Below are 17,843 nucleotides of genomic sequence, written 5' to 3'. Positions count from 1 at the left end.
AGCTGCGCTTCGCTATTCGCGAAGGCGGCCGTACCGTCGGCGCTGGCATCGTTGCTTCGATCGTCGAGTAATCTTTTCGGTTACGAAATTCATGAAGCCCCGCTGGCAGCAGCGGGGCTTTTTGTTTGTCGCGCAGCGGCTGATCCGAGGATCTGAACGGATTGTTGGTCGAAGAGTTAGAGTTGATGTGATGGCCGTGACGTGGGCCTGTACGGCACCACGTGCGTTTGCCTAACGAAACTGGAGGATTTCCATGGCTAAGCGTATTCTATTCACCGGTGGGTCTGGCAAGGCTGGCAAGCATGTTGTGCCTTGGCTAATTGCGAAGGGGTATGAGGTTCATAATATCGACCTTACGCCGCTTGATTGCCCCGGCGTGACGAACCTGACAGTTGATGTCACCGATAGTGGACAAGTGTTCAACGCGCTATCGATGCACCGTGATTTTCCCGATCTTGAGACGGGGCAGGGCGTGAAGCCTTATGACGCGGTGATACATTTTGCTGCGATTCCCCGCATTCTCATCAAGCCGGATAACGAGACCTTCCGCGTCAACACCATGGGCACTTATAACGTCATCGAGGCGGCGGTGAAGCTCGGGATCAAGAAGATTGTCGTCGCATCGAGCGAGACGACCTACGGCATTTGCTTCGCCGAAGGGCATCGCGACTTTCACCAGTTCCCACTGGAAGAGGACTATGATGTCGATCCGATGGACAGCTACGGTTTGTCCAAGGTGGTCAACGAGAAAACGGCGCGGGCATTTGCGGAACGTTACGGCGTCGACATCTATGCGCTGCGAATCGGTAATGTCATCGAACCGCATGAATATGATAAGTTTCCCGGTTTCTTCGCAGATCTGGAGACTCGCAAGCGCAATGCCTGGAATTATATCGATGCGCGGGACCTTGGGCAGATATGTCATCTGTGCGTGGAAAAGGATGGCCTTGGATATCAGGTCTTCAACGCCGCCAATGATACGGCAACGGCCAATGTGCCGACGAAGGAACTTGCCGAGCGCTTTTTCCCCAACGTTCCATGGACTCGCGAGATCGGGGAGTATGAAAGCCTGTATTCCAACCGCAAAATCCGGGATGTCCTGGGGTTCAAGGAAGAGCACAACTGGCGGCAATACGTCGAACTTTGATTGAAATAGTAAACTGATGGGTGGCAAAGGGGAAAAAATGAAAAACACCCTTGCCATTCGTTTCGTGGCGTTTTAAAGGAGCGCCATAGCAATTGCCGAAGCGGCTTTCGTTTCTGCAAATGCTGTTGAAGGGGTATAGCTCAGTTGGTAGAGCGGCGGTCTCCAAAACCGCAGGTCGTAAGTTCGAGCCTTACTGCCCCTGCCATTCCTCATCCGCAAGCGCTGTATATCGCTGCATGGCAGGTGAGGTGCCGGTTTACCGGCGAAATTCGCCAAATGTCTTTTTTCTCTTGTTAAAGAGAGAATCGGCGTTTATGTAAGACAAAACAGACACGCGGTGCGTGGGGCCGTTTATTTCGGCTTTACGTGCCGTAATTGCGTGGGCAGTCAATGGCATCCAAAACCAATCCGTTTACGTTTCTGCAGCAGGTTCGCGCCGAAGCGTCGAAGATCACTTGGCCGTCGCGCCGCGAAACGATGATTTCCACGGCTATGGTGCTGGTTATGGTCATCTTCGCGGCACTGTTCTTCTTTGCGGCTGACCAGCTCATCGGCTGGTTGCTCAGTCTCGTACTGAGCGTCGGCCGGTAACGAATTGAGCGGAGAGTAGAGATGGCAGCGCGTTGGTATATCGTTCAGGCATATTCGAACTTCGAAAAGAAGGTCGCTGAGTCGATTGAAGAAAAGGTTCGTCAGAAGGGTCTCGATCATCTGTTCGAGCGTATTCTGGTTCCGACCGAGAAGGTCGTTGAGGTTCGTCGCGGCCGCAAGGTCGATAGCGAGCGTAAGTTTTTTCCGGGTTACGTGCTGGTTCGCGCCAACCTGACGGATGAGGCCTATCACCTCATCAAGAATACACCCAAGGTTACGGGTTTTCTGGGCTCTGATAACAAGCCTGTTCCGATCCCTGATTCTGAGGCTGAGCGTATTCTCGGTCAGGTTCAGGAGGGTGTCGAGCGTCCGAAGTCTTCGGTTTCGTTCGAGATCGGCGAACAGGTTCGCGTCTCCGACGGTCCATTCGCATCGTTCAACGGTGTTGTTCAGGATGTCGATGAAGAGCGGTCGCGCCTCAAGGTTGAAGTTTCCATCTTCGGTCGCGCGACACCAGTCGAGCTGGAATATGCGCAGGTCGAAAAGGTCTGACAAGAATTCGAAGGGTGTATCGCCCTTCAGTCAATACATCAGGGATGGCTTGCAAGCGATTGTTTCTGTTTCTGATGTGGTGCGGCAAGTCCGCATAACGCGTGGAAGATCATCTGGCTCGTAGCCGGGGCAGGGATCGCACCACGCAACCGCAGCCGCCGGATTTTCCGGCATCAGAGCCGGGCAACCGGTTCATATTGAAAGGCAGAGAGATATGGCTAAGAAAGTTGCAGGCCAGCTCAAGCTTCAGGTCAAGGCAGGATCGGCTAATCCGTCCCCGCCAATCGGCCCGGCGCTTGGTCAGCGTGGCGTTAACATTATGGAATTCTGCAAGGCGTTCAACGCTGCTACGCAGGAAATGGAAAAGGGTATGCCGATTCCGGTCGTCATCACCTATTACCAGGACAAGTCCTTCACCTTCGTCATGAAGCAGCCGCCAATGACCTATTGGCTTAAGAAGGAAGCAAAGATCACATCCGGTTCCAAGACGCCTGGTAAGGGCGCCAAGGTCGGCTCCATCACCAAGGCTCAGGTCAAGACGATCGCAGAAGCCAAGATGAAGGATCTGAACGCAGCCGATATCGAAGGCGCAATGGCAATGGTTGAGGGTTCTGCCCGCGCCATGGGCCTGGAAGTGGTAGGTTGATCATGGCAAAGCTTGCAAAGCGCGTACAGAAGATCCGCGAAGGCGTTGATCCAAAGACACTTTACGTTCTGACCGACGCCATCTCGATGGTTAAGGAACGGGCGATTGCCAAGTTCGACGAAACTGTTGAAGTTTCCATGAACCTCGGCGTTGATCCACGTCACGCAGACCAGATGGTTCGCGGCGTTGTCAACCTTCCAAACGGTACGGGCCGTGACGTTCGCGTTGCCGTGTTCGCACGTGGTGCCAAGGCTGATGAAGCCAGGGCTGCTGGTGCAGACATCGTCGGTGCGGAAGACCTGCTCGAAATCGTTCAGGGCGGCAAGATCGACTTTGACCGCGTTATCGCGACACCTGACATGATGCCGCTCGTCGGTCGTCTTGGTAAGGTTCTCGGCCCACGCGGCATGATGCCAAACCCTAAGGTTGGCACGGTTACGATGGACGTTGCTGGAGCTGTTAAGGCTTCCAAGGGCGGCGCCGTTGAATTCCGCGTCGAAAAGGCCGGTATTGTTCATGCTGGTATTGGCAAGGCTTCCTTCGACGCCAAGGCGCTCGAAGAAAACATCAAGGCTTTCGCTGACGCCGTCATCAAGGCAAAGCCAGCTGGCGCCAAGGGCAACTACGTAAAGCGCGTAGCGATTTCCTCGACCATGGGTCCAGGCGTTCGCATCGAGCCTTCGTCGGTTACGGCCTAATATATTCGCCGCGTCTTTACGGAGGCGCGGCATTCAAGATTTCCGGCTCGCAAGGGTCGGGAATTTCCAGGGCAACCTGGAACTCCTGTCCGAGATTGCAGGTGGTTCATATTCCCCAGGGAATTGGCCTTAATCACCTAGCCTGCATGAGACGGGTAAGGCCCGGATTTTCGCATCGAAGAGATGCTTAATAATCCGGTTCGAACCTGATGTGCCTGTGCCTGAAGCCGTTTGCGGCGACAGAGCGGGGGACAGGATCCTCAAGCGTCGCTTGAGATTTTGGTAACAAAGTCTCTTGAGGCAAAGGCAAACCCGATGAGTTCACAGTTCAATGTGTTCTCATCTACTGGAGACAGACAGTGGAAAGAGCGGAAAAACGCGAATTCGTCACGGAGCTGAATGAAGTCTTCAAGGCTTCTGGTTCAGTTGTCGTGGCCCACTATGCTGGTGTCACAGTTGCGCAGATGAACGATTTTCGTTCAAAAATGCGTGCTGCTGGCGGCACCGTCAAGGTCGCGAAGAACCGCCTGGCCAAGATCGCTCTTCAGGGTACGGAGTCGGAAGGGATCATCGATCTCTTCAAGGGACAGACGCTGATTGCATACAGCACTGACCCTATGATTGCTCCGAAAGTCGTCATGGACTTCGCCAAGACTAACGACAAGGTCGTTGTTCTGGGCGGCGCCATGGGCGCAACCACGCTCTCCGCAGAAGCAGTCAAGTCGCTTGCGACCCTGCCTTCGTTGGACGAGCTGCGTGCGAAACTGCTGGGCCTCTTTGCGGCTCCTGCAACGCGCATCGCAACGGTTGTCGCAGCACCAGCAAGCCAGCTTGCTCGCGTGTTCTCGGCTTACTCAAAGAAGGACGAAGCCGCTTAAGGCGGTTTTTCGCTGTAATTATTCAAACCGGTTCGAACCGAATTAAAGGAACTATAACATGGCTGATCTCGCAAAGATCGTTGACGACCTCTCCGCTCTGACAGTTCTGGAAGCTGCTGAGCTTTCCAAGATGCTCGAAGAAAAGTGGGGCGTTTCTGCTGCTGCTCCTGTAGCAGTTGCTGCTGCTGCTGGTCCTGCTGCTGCCGCTGAAGAAGAAAAGACAGAATTCGACGTAATTCTGGTTGATGCTGGTGCAAACAAGATCAACGTCATCAAGGAAGTCCGCGCAATCACAGGTCTCGGCCTGAAGGAAGCTAAGGACCTGGTTGAAGGCGCTCCTAAGGCTGTTAAGGAAGCTGTTTCCAAGGCTGAAGCTGCTGACCTCAAGAAGAAGCTTGAAGACGCTGGCGCCAAGGTTGACGTTAAGTAATCTTGAAATGTTCGGGAGGCGGCGTTCGCGCCGTCTCCTGTTTGCATTTCTACCGAACTTTTTACCCAAAAGCCGCGTGAAAATGGCTTTTGGGTAATGGGTTCTTCAAAAGAATGGTTTCGAACCGCGCGCTACAGGCACTCCGGCCTTACCGTTCGGGACGTGAAACGAGATTGAAGACACTCATTGGATTGACGGGATCGACTGGCCAGCGGTTCCCGTCCGTTGCAGGCCCGGATGCAATTTTAAAGGAGCGACGATGGCTCAGACCCTTTCGTTTAACGGTCGCAGGCGCGTACGCAAGTTTTTCGGCAAAATTCCAGAAGTAGCGGAAATGCCGAACCTCATTGAGGTTCAGAAGGCTTCGTATGACCAGTTTCTCATGGTTGACGAGCCCGAGGGCGGTCGTCCCGACGAGGGATTGAATGCTGTATTCAGGTCCGTATTCCCGATCACCGACTTTTCCGGTGCTTCGATGCTCGAATTCGTATCCTATGAATTCGAACAGCCGAAGTTCGACGTGGAAGAGTGCCGTCAGCGCGATCTGACCTACGCAGCGCCGCTCAAGGTGACGCTGCGTCTGATCGTGTTCGATATTGACGAGGATACAGGCGCGAAGTCCATCAAGGACATCAAGGAACAGTCTGTTTACATGGGCGATATGCCGCTCATGACCAATAACGGTACGTTCATCGTGAACGGCACAGAGCGCGTCATCGTTTCGCAGATGCACCGTTCGCCAGGCGTTTTCTTCGACCATGACAAGGGCAAGAGCCACTCGTCCGGCAAACTTCTGTTTGCTGCGCGCGTCATCCCTTACCGTGGTTCGTGGCTCGATATCGAATTCGACGCCAAGGACGTTGTCTACGCACGTATCGACCGTCGCCGTAAGCTGCCTGCTACATCGCTCCTCATGGCGCTTGGCATGGACGGCGAAGAAATTCTGTCGACCTTCTACACCAAGGCAAACTACGAGCGTGACGGCGATGGCTGGCGTTACCCATATCAGCCAGACGTGCTGAAGGGTGCCAAGGCGATCACCGAGCTGGTCGATGCCGACACGGGTGAAGTTGTTGTCGAGGCCGGCAAGAAGCTGACACCGCGTTTGATCCGTCAGCTGTCGGACAAGGGCCTGAAGTCGCTGAAGGCGACCGATGAAGAGCTTTATGGCAACTACCTCGCCGAAGACATGGTCAACTACGAGACGGGTGAAATCTATCTCGAAGCTGGCGATGAAATCGACGAGAAAACGCTGAAGCTCATTCTCGAGACAGGTTTCGACACGATTCCGATCCTCAACATCGACCACGTCAATGTTGGCGCCTACATCCGCAATACGCTCGCAGCAGACAAGAACGAGAACCGTCAGGAAGCTCTGTTCGACATCTACCGCGTTATGCGTCCGGGTGAGCCGCCTACCATGGATTCGGCCGAAGCCATGTTCAAGTCGCTGTTTTTCGACAGCGAACGTTACGATCTCTCGGCTGTTGGCCGCGTGAAGATGAACATGCGTCTGGATCTCGATGCAGAAGACACCGTGCGCACGCTGCGCAAGGAAGACATTCTGGCAGTCGTCCGGATGTTGGTCGAACTGCGCGACGGCAAGGGCGAAATCGACGACATCGACAACCTCGGTAACCGCCGCGTTCGCTCCGTTGGTGAGTTGATGGAGAACCAGTACCGTCTGGGTCTGCTGCGCATGGAACGTGCGATCAAGGAACGTATGTCCTCGATCGAAATCGACACCGTGATGCCGCAGGATCTGATCAACGCCAAGCCAGCAGCAGCTGCTGTTCGCGAATTCTTCGGCTCCTCGCAGCTGTCGCAGTTCATGGACCAGGTGAACCCGCTTTCGGAAATCACCCACAAGCGCCGTCTTTCGGCTCTTGGACCTGGTGGTCTGACCCGCGAGCGTGCAGGCTTTGAAGTCCGCGACGTTCACCCCACCCACTACGGCCGTATTTGCCCGATTGAAACGCCTGAAGGCCCGAACATCGGTCTGATCAACTCGCTTGCAACCTTTGCCCGCGTCAACAAGTACGGCTTCATCGAAAGCCCGTACCGCAAGATCATCGACGGCAAGGTGACCAAGGAAGTTATTTACCTCTCCGCTATGGAAGAGGCGAAATACTATGTTGCACAGGCCAATGCTGGCTTGGATAGCGAAGGCGCGTTCACGGAAGAGTTCGTTGTTTGCCGTCACTCCGGCGAAGTTATGCTTGCTCCACGTGACAACATCAACCTGATGGACGTTTCGCCAAAGCAGCTGGTTTCGGTTGCTGCGGCTCTCATCCCGTTCCTGGAAAACGACGACGCCAACCGCGCTCTCATGGGCTCGAACATGCAGCGTCAGGCCGTTCCACTTCTGCGTGCCGAGGCTCCGTTCGTCGGAACCGGCATGGAGCCGATCGTTGCGCGTGACTCCGGTGCTGCTATTGCCGCACGTCGTGGTGGCGTGGTCGATCAGGTGGATGCGACCCGTATCGTTATTCGTGCGACGGAAGATCTTGATGCCGGTAAGTCCGGTGTTGATATCTATCGTCTCCAGAAGTTCCAGCGTTCCAACCAGAACACCTGCGTCAACCAGCGTCCGCTGGTCGCTGTTGGCGATATTCTGAACAAGGGCGATATCATCGCGGACGGTCCTTCGACCGATCTCGGCGACCTGGCACTTGGCCGCAACGCGCTCGTCGCGTTCATGCCGTGGAATGGTTACAACTACGAAGACTCCATCCTGATGTCTGAACGCATCGTCTCTGACGACGTGTTCACGTCCATTCACATCGAAGAATTCGAAGTGATGGCCCGCGACACCAAGCTTGGTCCTGAAGAAATCACGCGTGATATTCCGAACGTTTCGGAAGAAGCGCTGAAGAACCTCGACGAAGCCGGCATCGTGTACATCGGCGCTGAAGTTCAGCCTGGCGATATTCTCGTTGGCAAGATCACGCCAAAGGGTGAAAGCCCGATGACGCCGGAAGAAAAGCTTCTGCGCGCCATCTTCGGTGAAAAGGCTTCCGACGTTCGCGACACCTCCATGCGCATGCCTCCTGGCACGTTTGGTACTGTCGTCGAAGTTCGCGTGTTCAACCGTCACGGCGTCGAAAAAGACGAGCGTGCGATGGCCATCGAGCGCGAAGAAATCGAACGTCTTGCCAAGGACCGCGATGACGAACAGGCTATCCTGGATCGTAACGTCTACGGCCGTCTGATCGAGATGCTGCGCGGACAGGTATCCATTGCCGGTCCAAAGGGCTTCAAGAAGGGCGTCGAGCTTTCGAACGCGGTCGTATCCGAATATCCCCGCTCGCAGTGGTGGATGTTCGCTGTTGAAGACGAAAAGGCTCAGTCCGAGCTGGAAGCGCTTCGCGGTCAGTACGACGAATCCAAGTCGCGCCTTGAACAGCGCTTCATGGACAAGGTCGAGAAGGTTCAGCGCGGCGATGAAATGCCTCCGGGCGTCATGAAAATGGTCAAGGTCTTCGTTGCTGTGAAGCGCAAGATCCAGCCAGGCGACAAGATGGCTGGCCGTCACGGTAACAAGGGCGTTGTCTCTCGTATCGTGCCTGTTGAAGATATGCCGTTCCTGGAAGATGGCACGCATGTCGACATCTGCTTGAACCCGCTGGGCGTGCCTTCGCGCATGAACGTCGGTCAGATTCTCGAAACGCACCTCGCGTGGGCTTGCGCCGGTATGGGCAAGAAGATCGGGGCGATGCTGGACGAGTATCACAAGTCGCTTGATATCACTGAACTGAAGCGCGAGCTGACGGAAGTGTATGCCAGTGAGGCCAAGGACGAAGTCGCACACTTCGACGACGAGTCCCTGTTGCGTCTCGCCGAGCAGTCAAGAAAGGGCGTTTCGATTGCAACGCCGGTCTTCGACGGCGCGCATGAGCCTGACGTTGCTGAAATGCTGACGAGAGCCGGTCTTCACGACTCGGGTCAGTCTGTTCTGTACGATGGTCGTACCGGTGAAACCTTCGACCGTAAGGTGACTGTCGGTTACATGTACATGATCAAGCTGAACCACCTTGTTGACGACAAGATCCACGCTCGCTCGATCGGTCCTTACTCGCTCGTTACCCAGCAGCCGCTGGGCGGCAAGGCGCAGTTCGGCGGTCAGCGCTTCGGAGAAATGGAAGTCTGGGCTCTGGAAGCTTACGGCGCGGCCTACACGCTGCAGGAAATGCTCACCGTCAAGTCTGACGACGTGGCGGGCCGCACGAAGGTTTACGAAGCTATCGTCCGTGGTGACGATACATTCGAAGCCGGTATTCCTGAAAGCTTCAACGTGCTCGTCAAGGAAATGCGCTCGCTGGGTCTCAGCGTCGAACTCGAAAATTCGAAGCTCGACGAAGCCAATGCAGCGAACCAACTGCCTGACGCGGCGGAATAAAAATAAAAGGGCAGGCACCTTACAGGGTGCCTGCCTGTTTCGCCCGATGGTTACGGCCTGACGGTAGAAACTTCCGCCGCAATTTGCGGTTAATCGTGTTTTAGGCATTGGCCGGTGATGCGGACTCACCGTGCCAGATGCAAGCAAGGGGCCAAACCCCTAAGGAGACAGGCATGAACCAAGAGGTCATGAACCTTTTCAACCCGTCGGTACCGGCGCAGCACTTCGATTCCATTCGGATTTCGATTGCCAGCCCGGAAAAGATTCTTTCGTGGTCCTATGGCGAGATCAAGAAGCCAGAAACCATCAACTATCGTACGTTCAAGCCTGAACGCGATGGTCTGTTCTGCGCGCGTATTTTCGGACCGATCAAGGACTATGAGTGCTTGTGCGGCAAGTACAAGCGTATGAAGTACAAGGGCATCATCTGCGAAAAGTGCGGCGTTGAAGTTACGCTGTCGCGCGTTCGCCGTGAGCGCATGGGCCATATCGAGCTTGCAGCACCTGTTGCGCACATCTGGTTCCTGAAGTCTCTTCCTTCGCGTATCTCGACATTGCTCGACATGACGCTGAAAGATGTTGAGCGCGTTCTGTATTTTGAAAACTACATCGTGACCGAGCCTGGCCTCACTTCGATGAAGCAGAACCAGCTTCTCAACGAAGAAGAGTACATGATCGCCGTTGACGAGTTCGGCGAAGACCAGTTCACAGCCATGATCGGCGCTGAAGCCATCTATGAGATGCTGGCTTCGATGAACCTCGAGAAGATCGCGGGCGACCTTCGCACTGAGCTGGCCGAAACCACGTCTGAGCTCAAGCAGAAGAAATACATGAAGCGTCTCAAGATCGTTGAGAACTTCATGGAATCCGGCAATCGTCCCGAGTGGATGATCATGAAGGTTGTTCCAGTCATTCCACCGGACCTGCGTCCGCTGGTTCCGCTGGATGGTGGCCGTTTCGCCACGTCTGACCTGAACGATCTTTATCGCCGCGTGATCAACCGTAACAACCGCTTGAAGCGCCTGATCGAGCTTCGTGCGCCTGGCATCATCATCCGCAACGAAAAGCGTATGTTGCAGGAGTCCGTCGATGCGCTGTTTGATAACGGCCGTCGCGGTCGCGTCATCACGGGTGCAAACAAGCGTCCGCTGAAGTCGCTGTCCGATATGCTCAAGGGCAAGCAGGGCCGCTTCCGTCAGAACCTTCTCGGCAAGCGCGTCGACTATTCCGGTCGTTCGGTTATCGTGACCGGTCCTGAGCTGAAACTGCACCAGTGCGGTCTTCCAAAGAAGATGGCTCTCGAGCTGTTCAAGCCGTTCATCTATGCTCGCCTTGATGCGAAGGGTTACTCCTCCACCGTCAAGCAGGCCAAGAAGCTGGTCGAAAAAGAAAAGCCGGAAGTTTGGGATATCCTCGACGAGGTCATCCGCGAGCACCCGGTTCTGTTGAACCGCGCACCGACGCTGCACCGTCTGGGCATCCAGGCCTTCGAACCCATGCTGGTTGAAGGCAAGGCTATCCAGCTGCACCCACTCGTCTGCACGGCCTTCAACGCCGACTTCGACGGTGACCAGATGGCTGTTCACGTTCCGCTGTCGCTTGAAGCGCAGCTGGAAGCACGCGTGCTGATGATGTCCACGAACAACATTCTGCACCCTGCAAACGGTCAGCCGATCATTGTTCCTTCTCAGGACATGGTTCTCGGTCTTTACTACCTCTCGATCATGAACCAGAACGAGCCAGGCGAAGGCATGGCCTTCTCTGATCTGGGCGAGTTGCACCACGCTTTGGAAAACAAGGTCGTGACGCTGCATGCCAAGATCCGTGGCCGCTTCAAGACTGTGGATGCCGAAGGCAAGCCTGTTTCGAAGATTCACGAAACAACACCTGGCCGCATGCTCATTGGCGAACTTCTGCCAAAGAACGTCAATGTGCCTTTCGAAACCTGCAACCAGGAAATGACCAAGAAGAACATCTCCAAGATGATCGACACGGTCTACCGTCACTGCGGCCAGAAAGACACGGTCATCTTCTGCGACCGCATCATGCAGCTTGGCTTTACCCATGCCTGCCGCGCCGGCATTTCGTTCGGCAAGGACGACATGATCATTCCTGAAACCAAGGTGAAGATCGTTGGTGACACGGAAACTTTGGTCAAGGAATACGAACAGCAGTACAATGACGGCCTGATCACTCAGGGCGAAAAGTACAACAAGGTCGTTGACGCCTGGGGCAAGGCAACTGAAAAGGTCGCTGAAGACATGATGGCCCGTATTAAGGCTGTCGAGTTCGATCCAGAGACCGGTCGTCAGAAGCCGATGAACGCCATTTACATGATGTCCCACTCCGGTGCGCGTGGTTCTCCGAACCAGATGCGTCAGCTGGGTGGTATGCGCGGCCTCATGGCCAAGCCATCGGGCGAAATCATCGAAACGCCGATCATTTCCAACTTTAAGGAAGGTCTGACCGTTAACGAGTACTTCAACTCGACGCACGGTGCCCGTAAGGGTCTTGCGGACACGGCCTTGAAGACGGCGAACTCCGGTTACCTCACACGTCGTCTCGTTGACGTGGCGCAGGACTGCATCGTCAACTCCACGGATTGCGGCACCGACAAGGGCCTCACCATGACTGCCATCGTTGATGCCGGTCAGGTCGTTGCTTCGCTCGGCGCACGTATCCTTGGTCGTACGGCTCTCGATGATATCGACAATCCGGTCACGGGCGAAAACATCGTCAAGGCTGGCAAGTTGATGGACGAAGCCGATATCGCGACGATTGAAGCGTCTGGCATCCAGTCCGTTCGTATCCGCTCTGCTCTGACCTGCGAAATTCAGGTTGGTGTTTGCGGCGTCTGCTACGGTCGTGACCTTGCGCGTGGTACGCCAGTTAACATGGGCGAGGCGGTTGGTGTTATTGCCGCTCAGTCTATCGGTGAACCAGGCACGCAGCTTACCATGCGTACGTTCCACCTTGGTGGTACGGCTAACGTGGTCGACCAATCGTTCCTGGAAGCGTCTTACGAAGGTACGATTCAGATCAAGAACCGCAACAGCTTGCGCAACTCTGACAACATTCTCATCGCGATGGGCCGTAACATGTCCGTCACCATTCTCGATGAGCGTGGCGTCGAGCGTTCCTCGCAGCGTGTAGCCTATGGCTCCAAGCTGTTTGTGGACGATGGCGACAAGGTGAAGCGCGGTCAGCGTCTGGCTGAGTGGGACCCATACACACGTCCAATGATGACGGAAGTGGAAGGTACTGTTCACTTCGAAGATCTGGTCGATGGCCTCTCCGTTCTGGAAGCAACCGACGAATCCACCGGTATCACCAAGCGTCAGGTTATTGACTGGCGTTCGACACCGCGCGGTTCGGATCTCAAGCCTGCGATCGTGATCAAGGACGCCTCCGGCAATGTTGCAAAGCTTGCACGTGGTAGCGAAGCCCGCTTCCACCTGTCGGTTGACGCGATCCTGTCGGTTGAGCCTGGCATGAAGGTCTTCCAGGGTGATGTGCTTGCACGTTCGCCACTGGAAAGCGCCAAGACGAAGGACATCACCGGTGGTCTGCCGCGTGTTGCCGAACTCTTTGAAGCGCGTCGTCCAAAGGATCACGCTATCATCGCCGAAATCGATGGTACGATCCGTCTGGGCCGCGACTACAAGAACAAGCGCCGCGTTCAGATCGAGCCTGCGGAAGATGGTGTCGAGCCAGTCGAATACCTGATCCCGAAGAGCAAGCCGTTCCACCTTCAGGAAGGCGACTACATCGAGAAGGGCGAATACATTCTCGACGGCAACCCCGCACCGCACGACATCCTGGCGATCAAGGGCGTGGAGGCTCTGGCTTCCTACCTCGTGAACGAAATTCAGGAAGTCTATCGCTTGCAGGGCGTTGTCATCAACGACAAGCACATCGAAGTGATCGTGCGTCAGATGCTGCAGAAGGTGGAAATCACCGATGCAGGTGACTCGCAGTACATCGTGGGCGACAGCGTTGATCGCATCGAGATGGAAGACAACAACGATCGTCTGATCGAAGAAGGCAAGAAGCCATCTTACGGCGACCCGGTTCTCCTGGGTATCACCAAGGCTTCGCTGCAGACACCTTCGTTCATCTCGGCTGCTTCGTTCCAGGAAACCACAAAGGTTCTCACGGAAGCTGCAATCGCCGGCAAGACCGATACGTTGCAGGGTCTGAAGGAAAACGTCATCGTTGGCCGTCTGATCCCAGCCGGTACCGGTGGCACCATGACCCAGATCCGGCGCATCGCGACGGGCCGCGACGAGCTCATCATCGAAGAGCGCAAGAAGAGCACAGGCTCGGCTTCCGCAAACCAGATGCTGCAAGACATGACAGACAAGGCTCCAGCTGCCGAATAACGGCAGCCAGGGCAGGGGCCTCGCAAGGGGCCCCGTCTGGTACAAACAGAAACGCCCGGAGTGATCCGGGCGTTTTTTATTGCAAGAGTGTTCAGTGGGTCTGTGTGAGGCGTCAGCGAGCCCGGAGGGCTCGAATGCCTCAGGCGAAGCGTATGATCGCGACTTCACCCTCAAGCGCACCCTGGTAGGCAGAGGCGTGTGGCTCTTCGTCAGGGACTTCCGTCAGCATGCCGATCTGGTCAAGATCAGCCTCAAGGAAGCCTTCCTCTGAGAGCGCGTTGAGAGCCTCGCGTACAGCGCTGTCATCGTCTGGTGCGCGCAGGATGATGTGAATGTCGATGCCTTCCTGGCCTTCACGCTCATAGGCCTTGCCGATGACGATAAAGACCATGGCATCGTCGCGTCCGTTGTCGTTATCTGGTTCCGTAATCATGACGCGATCCCTTTTCTGGCTGTGATGTGTGGAGATGGCAGACGAGCCCGGACAACAAGACCGGCCTTCAGCATCTTCAGGGAATCAATAGACGGATTTTGTGAAAAGCCAAAGGCCGGATTGGTAAAAGCGTGCACGGGGAGTGGGTTTATGTTAAAAGCGTTCCGAAAGGCTACGTCATAGGGTGTCACCAGGGCCTGCACAGGCACTAAATGCGGATTCACCCTTGACGAAACTGGGTTAAAACAGTAGTACGCCCGCCATCGGAGCCAATGTGAGGCATGGCCATCTGGAGCGACTCGCTCTGGAGTTCACCTCAAACAAGGGTCCAAAAACACGTACGAGACACGAATGTTGCACGCAAGACGTCTCAGGACGTCCTATGCTCTTGGTGGTCCCATCCGTGGAAACCGGATCGGGCCACAATTTGCGCATGACGATATGCGTGCGTCGTTGCCGGAGACGGTATAGCCGCCACCCGCGAGGGTGGCTAAAGTAGTTTTTACAAGGGATGGTTATATGCCTACCGTAAACCAGCTGATCCGCAAGCCACGCCAGGCACAGGTAAAGCGCAATAAGGTTCCTGCCCTGCAGGAAAACCCACAGAAGCGCGGCGTTTGCACACGCGTTTATACAACAACCCCTAAGAAGCCTAACTCGGCTCTTCGTAAGGTTGCCAAGATCCGCCTGACCAACGGCTTTGAAGTCATCGGCTACATTCCTGGCGAAGGTCACAACCTTCAGGAACACTCCGTTGTCATGATCCGTGGCGGCCGCGTAAAGGACTTGCCGGGCGTTCGTTACCACGTCATCCGTGGCGTTCTCGATACCCAGGGCGTCAAGAACCGCAAGCAGCGTCGTTCGAAGTACGGTGCCAAGCGTCCGAAGTAATTCGGTTTAACAAATTCCGGCGCTGCGCGAGGTTCTCCGCGTGGTAAAGCGTCATTCAAAGTTGAGAGACAAGTAGTATGTCCCGTCGCCATAGTGCAGAAAAGCGTGAGATCAACCCGGACCCGAAGTTCGGCGATCTGATCGTTACCAAATTCATGAATGCCATCATGCTTCACGGCAAGAAGTCGGTTGCAGAAAGCATCGTTTACGGCGCGTTCGACGTCGTTCAGGGCAAGGCAAAGGCAGAGCCACTCGGCATCTTCCATTCGGCCCTCGAAAACGTCGCGCCGCACGTTGAAGTGCGTTCGCGTCGCGTTGGTGGTGCAACCTACCAGGTTCCAGTCGATGTTCGCCCAGAGCGCCGTCAGGCACTCGCGATCCGTTGGCTGATCGCTGCTGCGCGCAAGCGCAACGAAACAACCATGGTTGATCGCCTGTCTGGCGAACTCATGGATGCTGCGAACAACCGTGGTTCCGCTGTCAAGAAGCGCGAAGACACGCACAAGATGGCAGACGCCAACCGCGCATTCTCGCATTACCGCTGGTAATCTAACCGATCCGAAAGGCAGTCCGTTATGGCTCGCGAATATAAAATCGAAGACTACCGCAATTTCGGTATCATGGCGCACATCGACGCCGGTAAGACGACGACGACCGAGCGTATTCTTTACTACACCGGTAAGTCGCACAAGATCGGCGAAGTTCATGATGGCGCAGCCACAATGGACTGGATGGAGCAGGAGCAGGAGCGTGGTATCACCATCACGTCTGCTGCTACCACGACCTTCTGGAAGGGTCGCGATGGCAAGATGCGCCGTTTCAACATCATCGACACCCCCGGCCACGTTGACTTCACGATTGAAGTCGAACGTTCGCTGCGTGTTCTCGATGGTGCTATTGCGCTTCTCGACGCCAACGCCGGTGTAGAGCCGCAGACAGAAACTGTCTGGCGTCAGGCTGAGAAGTACAACGTTCCGCGTATGATCTTCTGCAACAAGATGGACAAGACCGGTGCTGACTTCTACCGCTCGGTAGAAATGATCAAGACCCGTCTCGGCGCTATCGCAGTTGTCATGCAGCTCCCAATCGGTGCAGAAACCGAATTCAAGGGCGTGATCGACCTTATCGAGATGAATGCTCTTATCTGGCGCGACGAATCTCTCGGCGCTCAGTGGGACGTCGTTGAGATTCCGGAAGACATGAAGGAAAAGGCTGCTGAATATCGTGAAAAGATGATCGAACAGGTCGTCGATATCGATGAAGAAGCAATGGAAGCCTACCTGAACGGCGACTTGCCAGACAACGACAAGATCCGTGAGCTTGTTCGTCGTGGCACCATCGACGTGAAGTTCCACCCAATGTTCTGCGGTACTGCGTTCAAGAACAAGGGCGTTCAGCCACTTCTCGACGCCGTTTGCGATTACCTGCCTTCGCCGCTGGATATTCCTGCGATCAAGGGCATCGACTTCAAGACCGAAGCCGAAATCGAACGTCACCCAGACGACTCTGAGCCTCTGTCGATGCTCGCGTTCAAGATCATGAACGACCCATTCGTTGGTTCGCTCACCTTCGCACGTATCTACTCGGGCAAGCTCGAAAAGGGCACATCTGTTATCAACACGGTCAAGGACAAGCGCGAGCGCGTCGGCCGTATGCTTCAGATGCACTCCAACAGCCGTGAAGACATCGAAGAAGCCTTTGCTGGTGACATCGTTGCTCTGGCTGGTCTTAAGGAAACAACGACAGGCGATACGCTTTGCGATCCTCTGAAGCCTGTTATTCTTGAGCGTATGGAATTCCCTGAGCCTGTTATCCAGATCGCGATTGAACCAAAGACCAAGGGCGACCAGGAAAAGATGGGCCTCGCGCTCAACCGCCTGGCTGCTGAAGATCCATCGTTCCGCGTCAAGACGGATGAAGAGTCTGGTCAGACGATCATCGCCGGCATGGGCGAACTTCACCTCGACATTCTCGTTGACCGTATGCGTCGCGAGTTCAAGGTTGAAGCTACCGTTGGTGCTCCTCAGGTTGCTTACCGTGAAACGATCACGCGTCAGCACGAAGAAGACTACACGCACAAGAAGCAGTCCGGTGGTACTGGTCAGTTCGCGCGCGTCAAGATCATCTTTGAACCGAACCCAGAAGGCGAAGACTTCAAGTTCGAGTCCAAGATCGTTGGTGGTGCAGTTCCAAAGGAATACATCCCAGGCGTTCAGAAGGGTATCGAAAGCGTTCTGTCTTCCGGTCCTCTGGCTGGCTTCCCGATGCTCGGCGTTAAGGCAACTTTGATCGACGGCGCATACCACGACGTTGACTCCTCGGTTCTGGCATTCGAAATCGCATCGCGTGCCTGCTTCCGTGAAGCAGCGAAGAAGGCTGGTGCACAGCTTCTCGAGCCGATGATGAAGGTCGAAGTTGTGACTCCTGAAGATTACGTCGGTGACGTGATCGGCGATCTGAACTCGCGTCGCGGTCAGATCCAGGGGCAGGAAAGCCGTGGTATTGCCGTTGTTATCAACGCGCATGTTCCATTGGCCAACATGTTCAAGTACGTCGACAACTTGCGCTCCATGTCCCAGGGCCGCGCGCAGTATTCGATGACCTTCGATCACTATTCGCCGGTTCCAAGCAACGTTGCTCAGGAAATCCAGGCAAAGTATTCCGGTCAGAAGTGACCGGGGTACGCCCCTAACGAAATTTAGAGTTTATTCCCTTTATGGGACAGGAATGGAGAGCCACTAATGGCAAAGAGCAAGTTTGAGCGCAACAAGCCGCACGTCAACATTGGCACGATTG

Annotated in this window: 13 protein-coding genes, 1 tRNA gene and 1 pseudogene; 14 read left to right on the top strand and 1 reads right to left on the bottom strand. The window is 55.2% G+C overall.

Annotated features, from left to right (window positions below):
• The 11 genes and pseudogenes from RQI55_RS24065 to rpoC all read left to right on the top strand — a co-directional run.
• Nucleotides 1–71 (top strand): annotated as a pseudogene (locus RQI55_RS24065) (elongation factor Tu); the annotation flags it as partial.
• A 182-nt stretch (nt 72–253) separates the two neighbouring features.
• Entirely contained in the window at nt 254–1,147 is an 894-nt protein-coding gene (locus tag RQI55_RS24060) for an NAD(P)-dependent oxidoreductase (RefSeq protein WP_311273767.1), read from the top strand.
• A 129-nt stretch (nt 1,148–1,276) separates the two neighbouring features.
• Nucleotides 1,277–1,352: transfer RNA gene (locus tag RQI55_RS24055), tRNA-Trp, on the top strand.
• Between the two features lie 185 nt (nt 1,353–1,537).
• Nucleotides 1,538–1,738 carry a preprotein translocase subunit SecE gene (gene secE / locus RQI55_RS24050; RefSeq protein ID WP_042618546.1) on the top strand — a complete coding sequence of 67 codons (201 nt, stop codon included), beginning with the start codon at nt 1,538–1,540 and terminating at the stop codon, nt 1,736–1,738.
• A 21-nt stretch (nt 1,739–1,759) separates the two neighbouring features.
• Nucleotides 1,760–2,290 (top strand): transcription termination/antitermination protein NusG, encoded by a 531-nt coding sequence (nusG, locus tag RQI55_RS24045; RefSeq protein WP_042618545.1) that lies wholly within the window; start codon nt 1,760–1,762, stop codon nt 2,288–2,290.
• Nucleotides 2,291–2,504: 214 nt separating this feature from the next.
• A complete protein-coding gene (gene rplK, locus RQI55_RS24040) occupies nt 2,505–2,936 on the top strand; it encodes a 50S ribosomal protein L11 (protein WP_042618544.1) in 432 nt (143 codons plus the stop codon).
• 2 nt (nt 2,937–2,938) lie between these two features.
• Nucleotides 2,939–3,634, top strand: a complete 696-nt coding sequence (gene rplA, locus RQI55_RS24035) for a 50S ribosomal protein L1 (RefSeq protein WP_243256269.1) — start codon at nt 2,939–2,941, stop codon at nt 3,632–3,634.
• A 359-nt stretch (nt 3,635–3,993) separates the two neighbouring features.
• The gene (gene rplJ / locus RQI55_RS24030) at nt 3,994–4,512 is read left to right on the top strand and encodes a 50S ribosomal protein L10 (protein ID WP_042618542.1); all 519 of its coding nucleotides are present in this window, start codon (nt 3,994–3,996) and stop codon (nt 4,510–4,512) included.
• A 58-nt stretch (nt 4,513–4,570) separates the two neighbouring features.
• Nucleotides 4,571–4,942, top strand: coding sequence for a 50S ribosomal protein L7/L12 (rplL, locus tag RQI55_RS24025; protein WP_042618541.1), 372 nt, complete (start codon nt 4,571–4,573; stop codon nt 4,940–4,942).
• Between the two features lie 259 nt (nt 4,943–5,201).
• Entirely contained in the window at nt 5,202–9,341 is a 4,140-nt protein-coding gene (rpoB, locus tag RQI55_RS24020) for a DNA-directed RNA polymerase subunit beta (protein ID WP_192068403.1), read from the top strand.
• A 173-nt stretch (nt 9,342–9,514) separates the two neighbouring features.
• On the top strand, nt 9,515–13,723 hold the full coding sequence (gene rpoC / locus RQI55_RS24015) for a DNA-directed RNA polymerase subunit beta' (RefSeq protein ID WP_192068402.1): 4,209 nt from the start codon (nt 9,515–9,517) through the stop codon (nt 13,721–13,723).
• A 139-nt stretch (nt 13,724–13,862) separates the two neighbouring features.
• On the opposite strand, the gene RQI55_RS24010 is transcribed toward rpoC, so the two are convergent.
• Nucleotides 13,863–14,156 (bottom strand): hypothetical protein, encoded by a 294-nt coding sequence (locus tag RQI55_RS24010; protein ID WP_042618538.1) that lies wholly within the window; start codon nt 14,154–14,156, stop codon nt 13,863–13,865.
• 519 nt (nt 14,157–14,675) lie between these two features.
• Here RQI55_RS24010 and rpsL point away from each other — a divergent pair.
• From rpsL to fusA, 3 genes are all read left to right on the top strand, one after another.
• Nucleotides 14,676–15,047: a 30S ribosomal protein S12 gene (gene rpsL, locus RQI55_RS24005; protein ID WP_042618537.1), complete on the top strand. Its 372-nt coding sequence runs from the start codon at nt 14,676–14,678 to the stop codon at nt 15,045–15,047.
• A 77-nt stretch (nt 15,048–15,124) separates the two neighbouring features.
• On the top strand, nt 15,125–15,595 hold the full coding sequence (gene rpsG, locus RQI55_RS24000) for a 30S ribosomal protein S7 (RefSeq protein ID WP_042618536.1): 471 nt from the start codon (nt 15,125–15,127) through the stop codon (nt 15,593–15,595).
• 27 nt (nt 15,596–15,622) lie between these two features.
• Entirely contained in the window at nt 15,623–17,722 is a 2,100-nt protein-coding gene (fusA, locus tag RQI55_RS23995; RefSeq protein ID WP_042618535.1) for an elongation factor G, read from the top strand.
• The last annotated feature ends 121 nt before the right edge of the window (nt 17,723–17,843 follow it).

It is taken from the genome of Rhizobium sp. WCS2018Hpa-16, assembly GCF_031843705.1.
Lineage (GTDB): Bacteria > Pseudomonadota > Alphaproteobacteria > Rhizobiales > Rhizobiaceae > Agrobacterium > Agrobacterium tumefaciens_C.
Note: the sequence above shows the minus strand (reverse complement) of the source record. Positions and strands in the feature narration are given on the sequence as shown.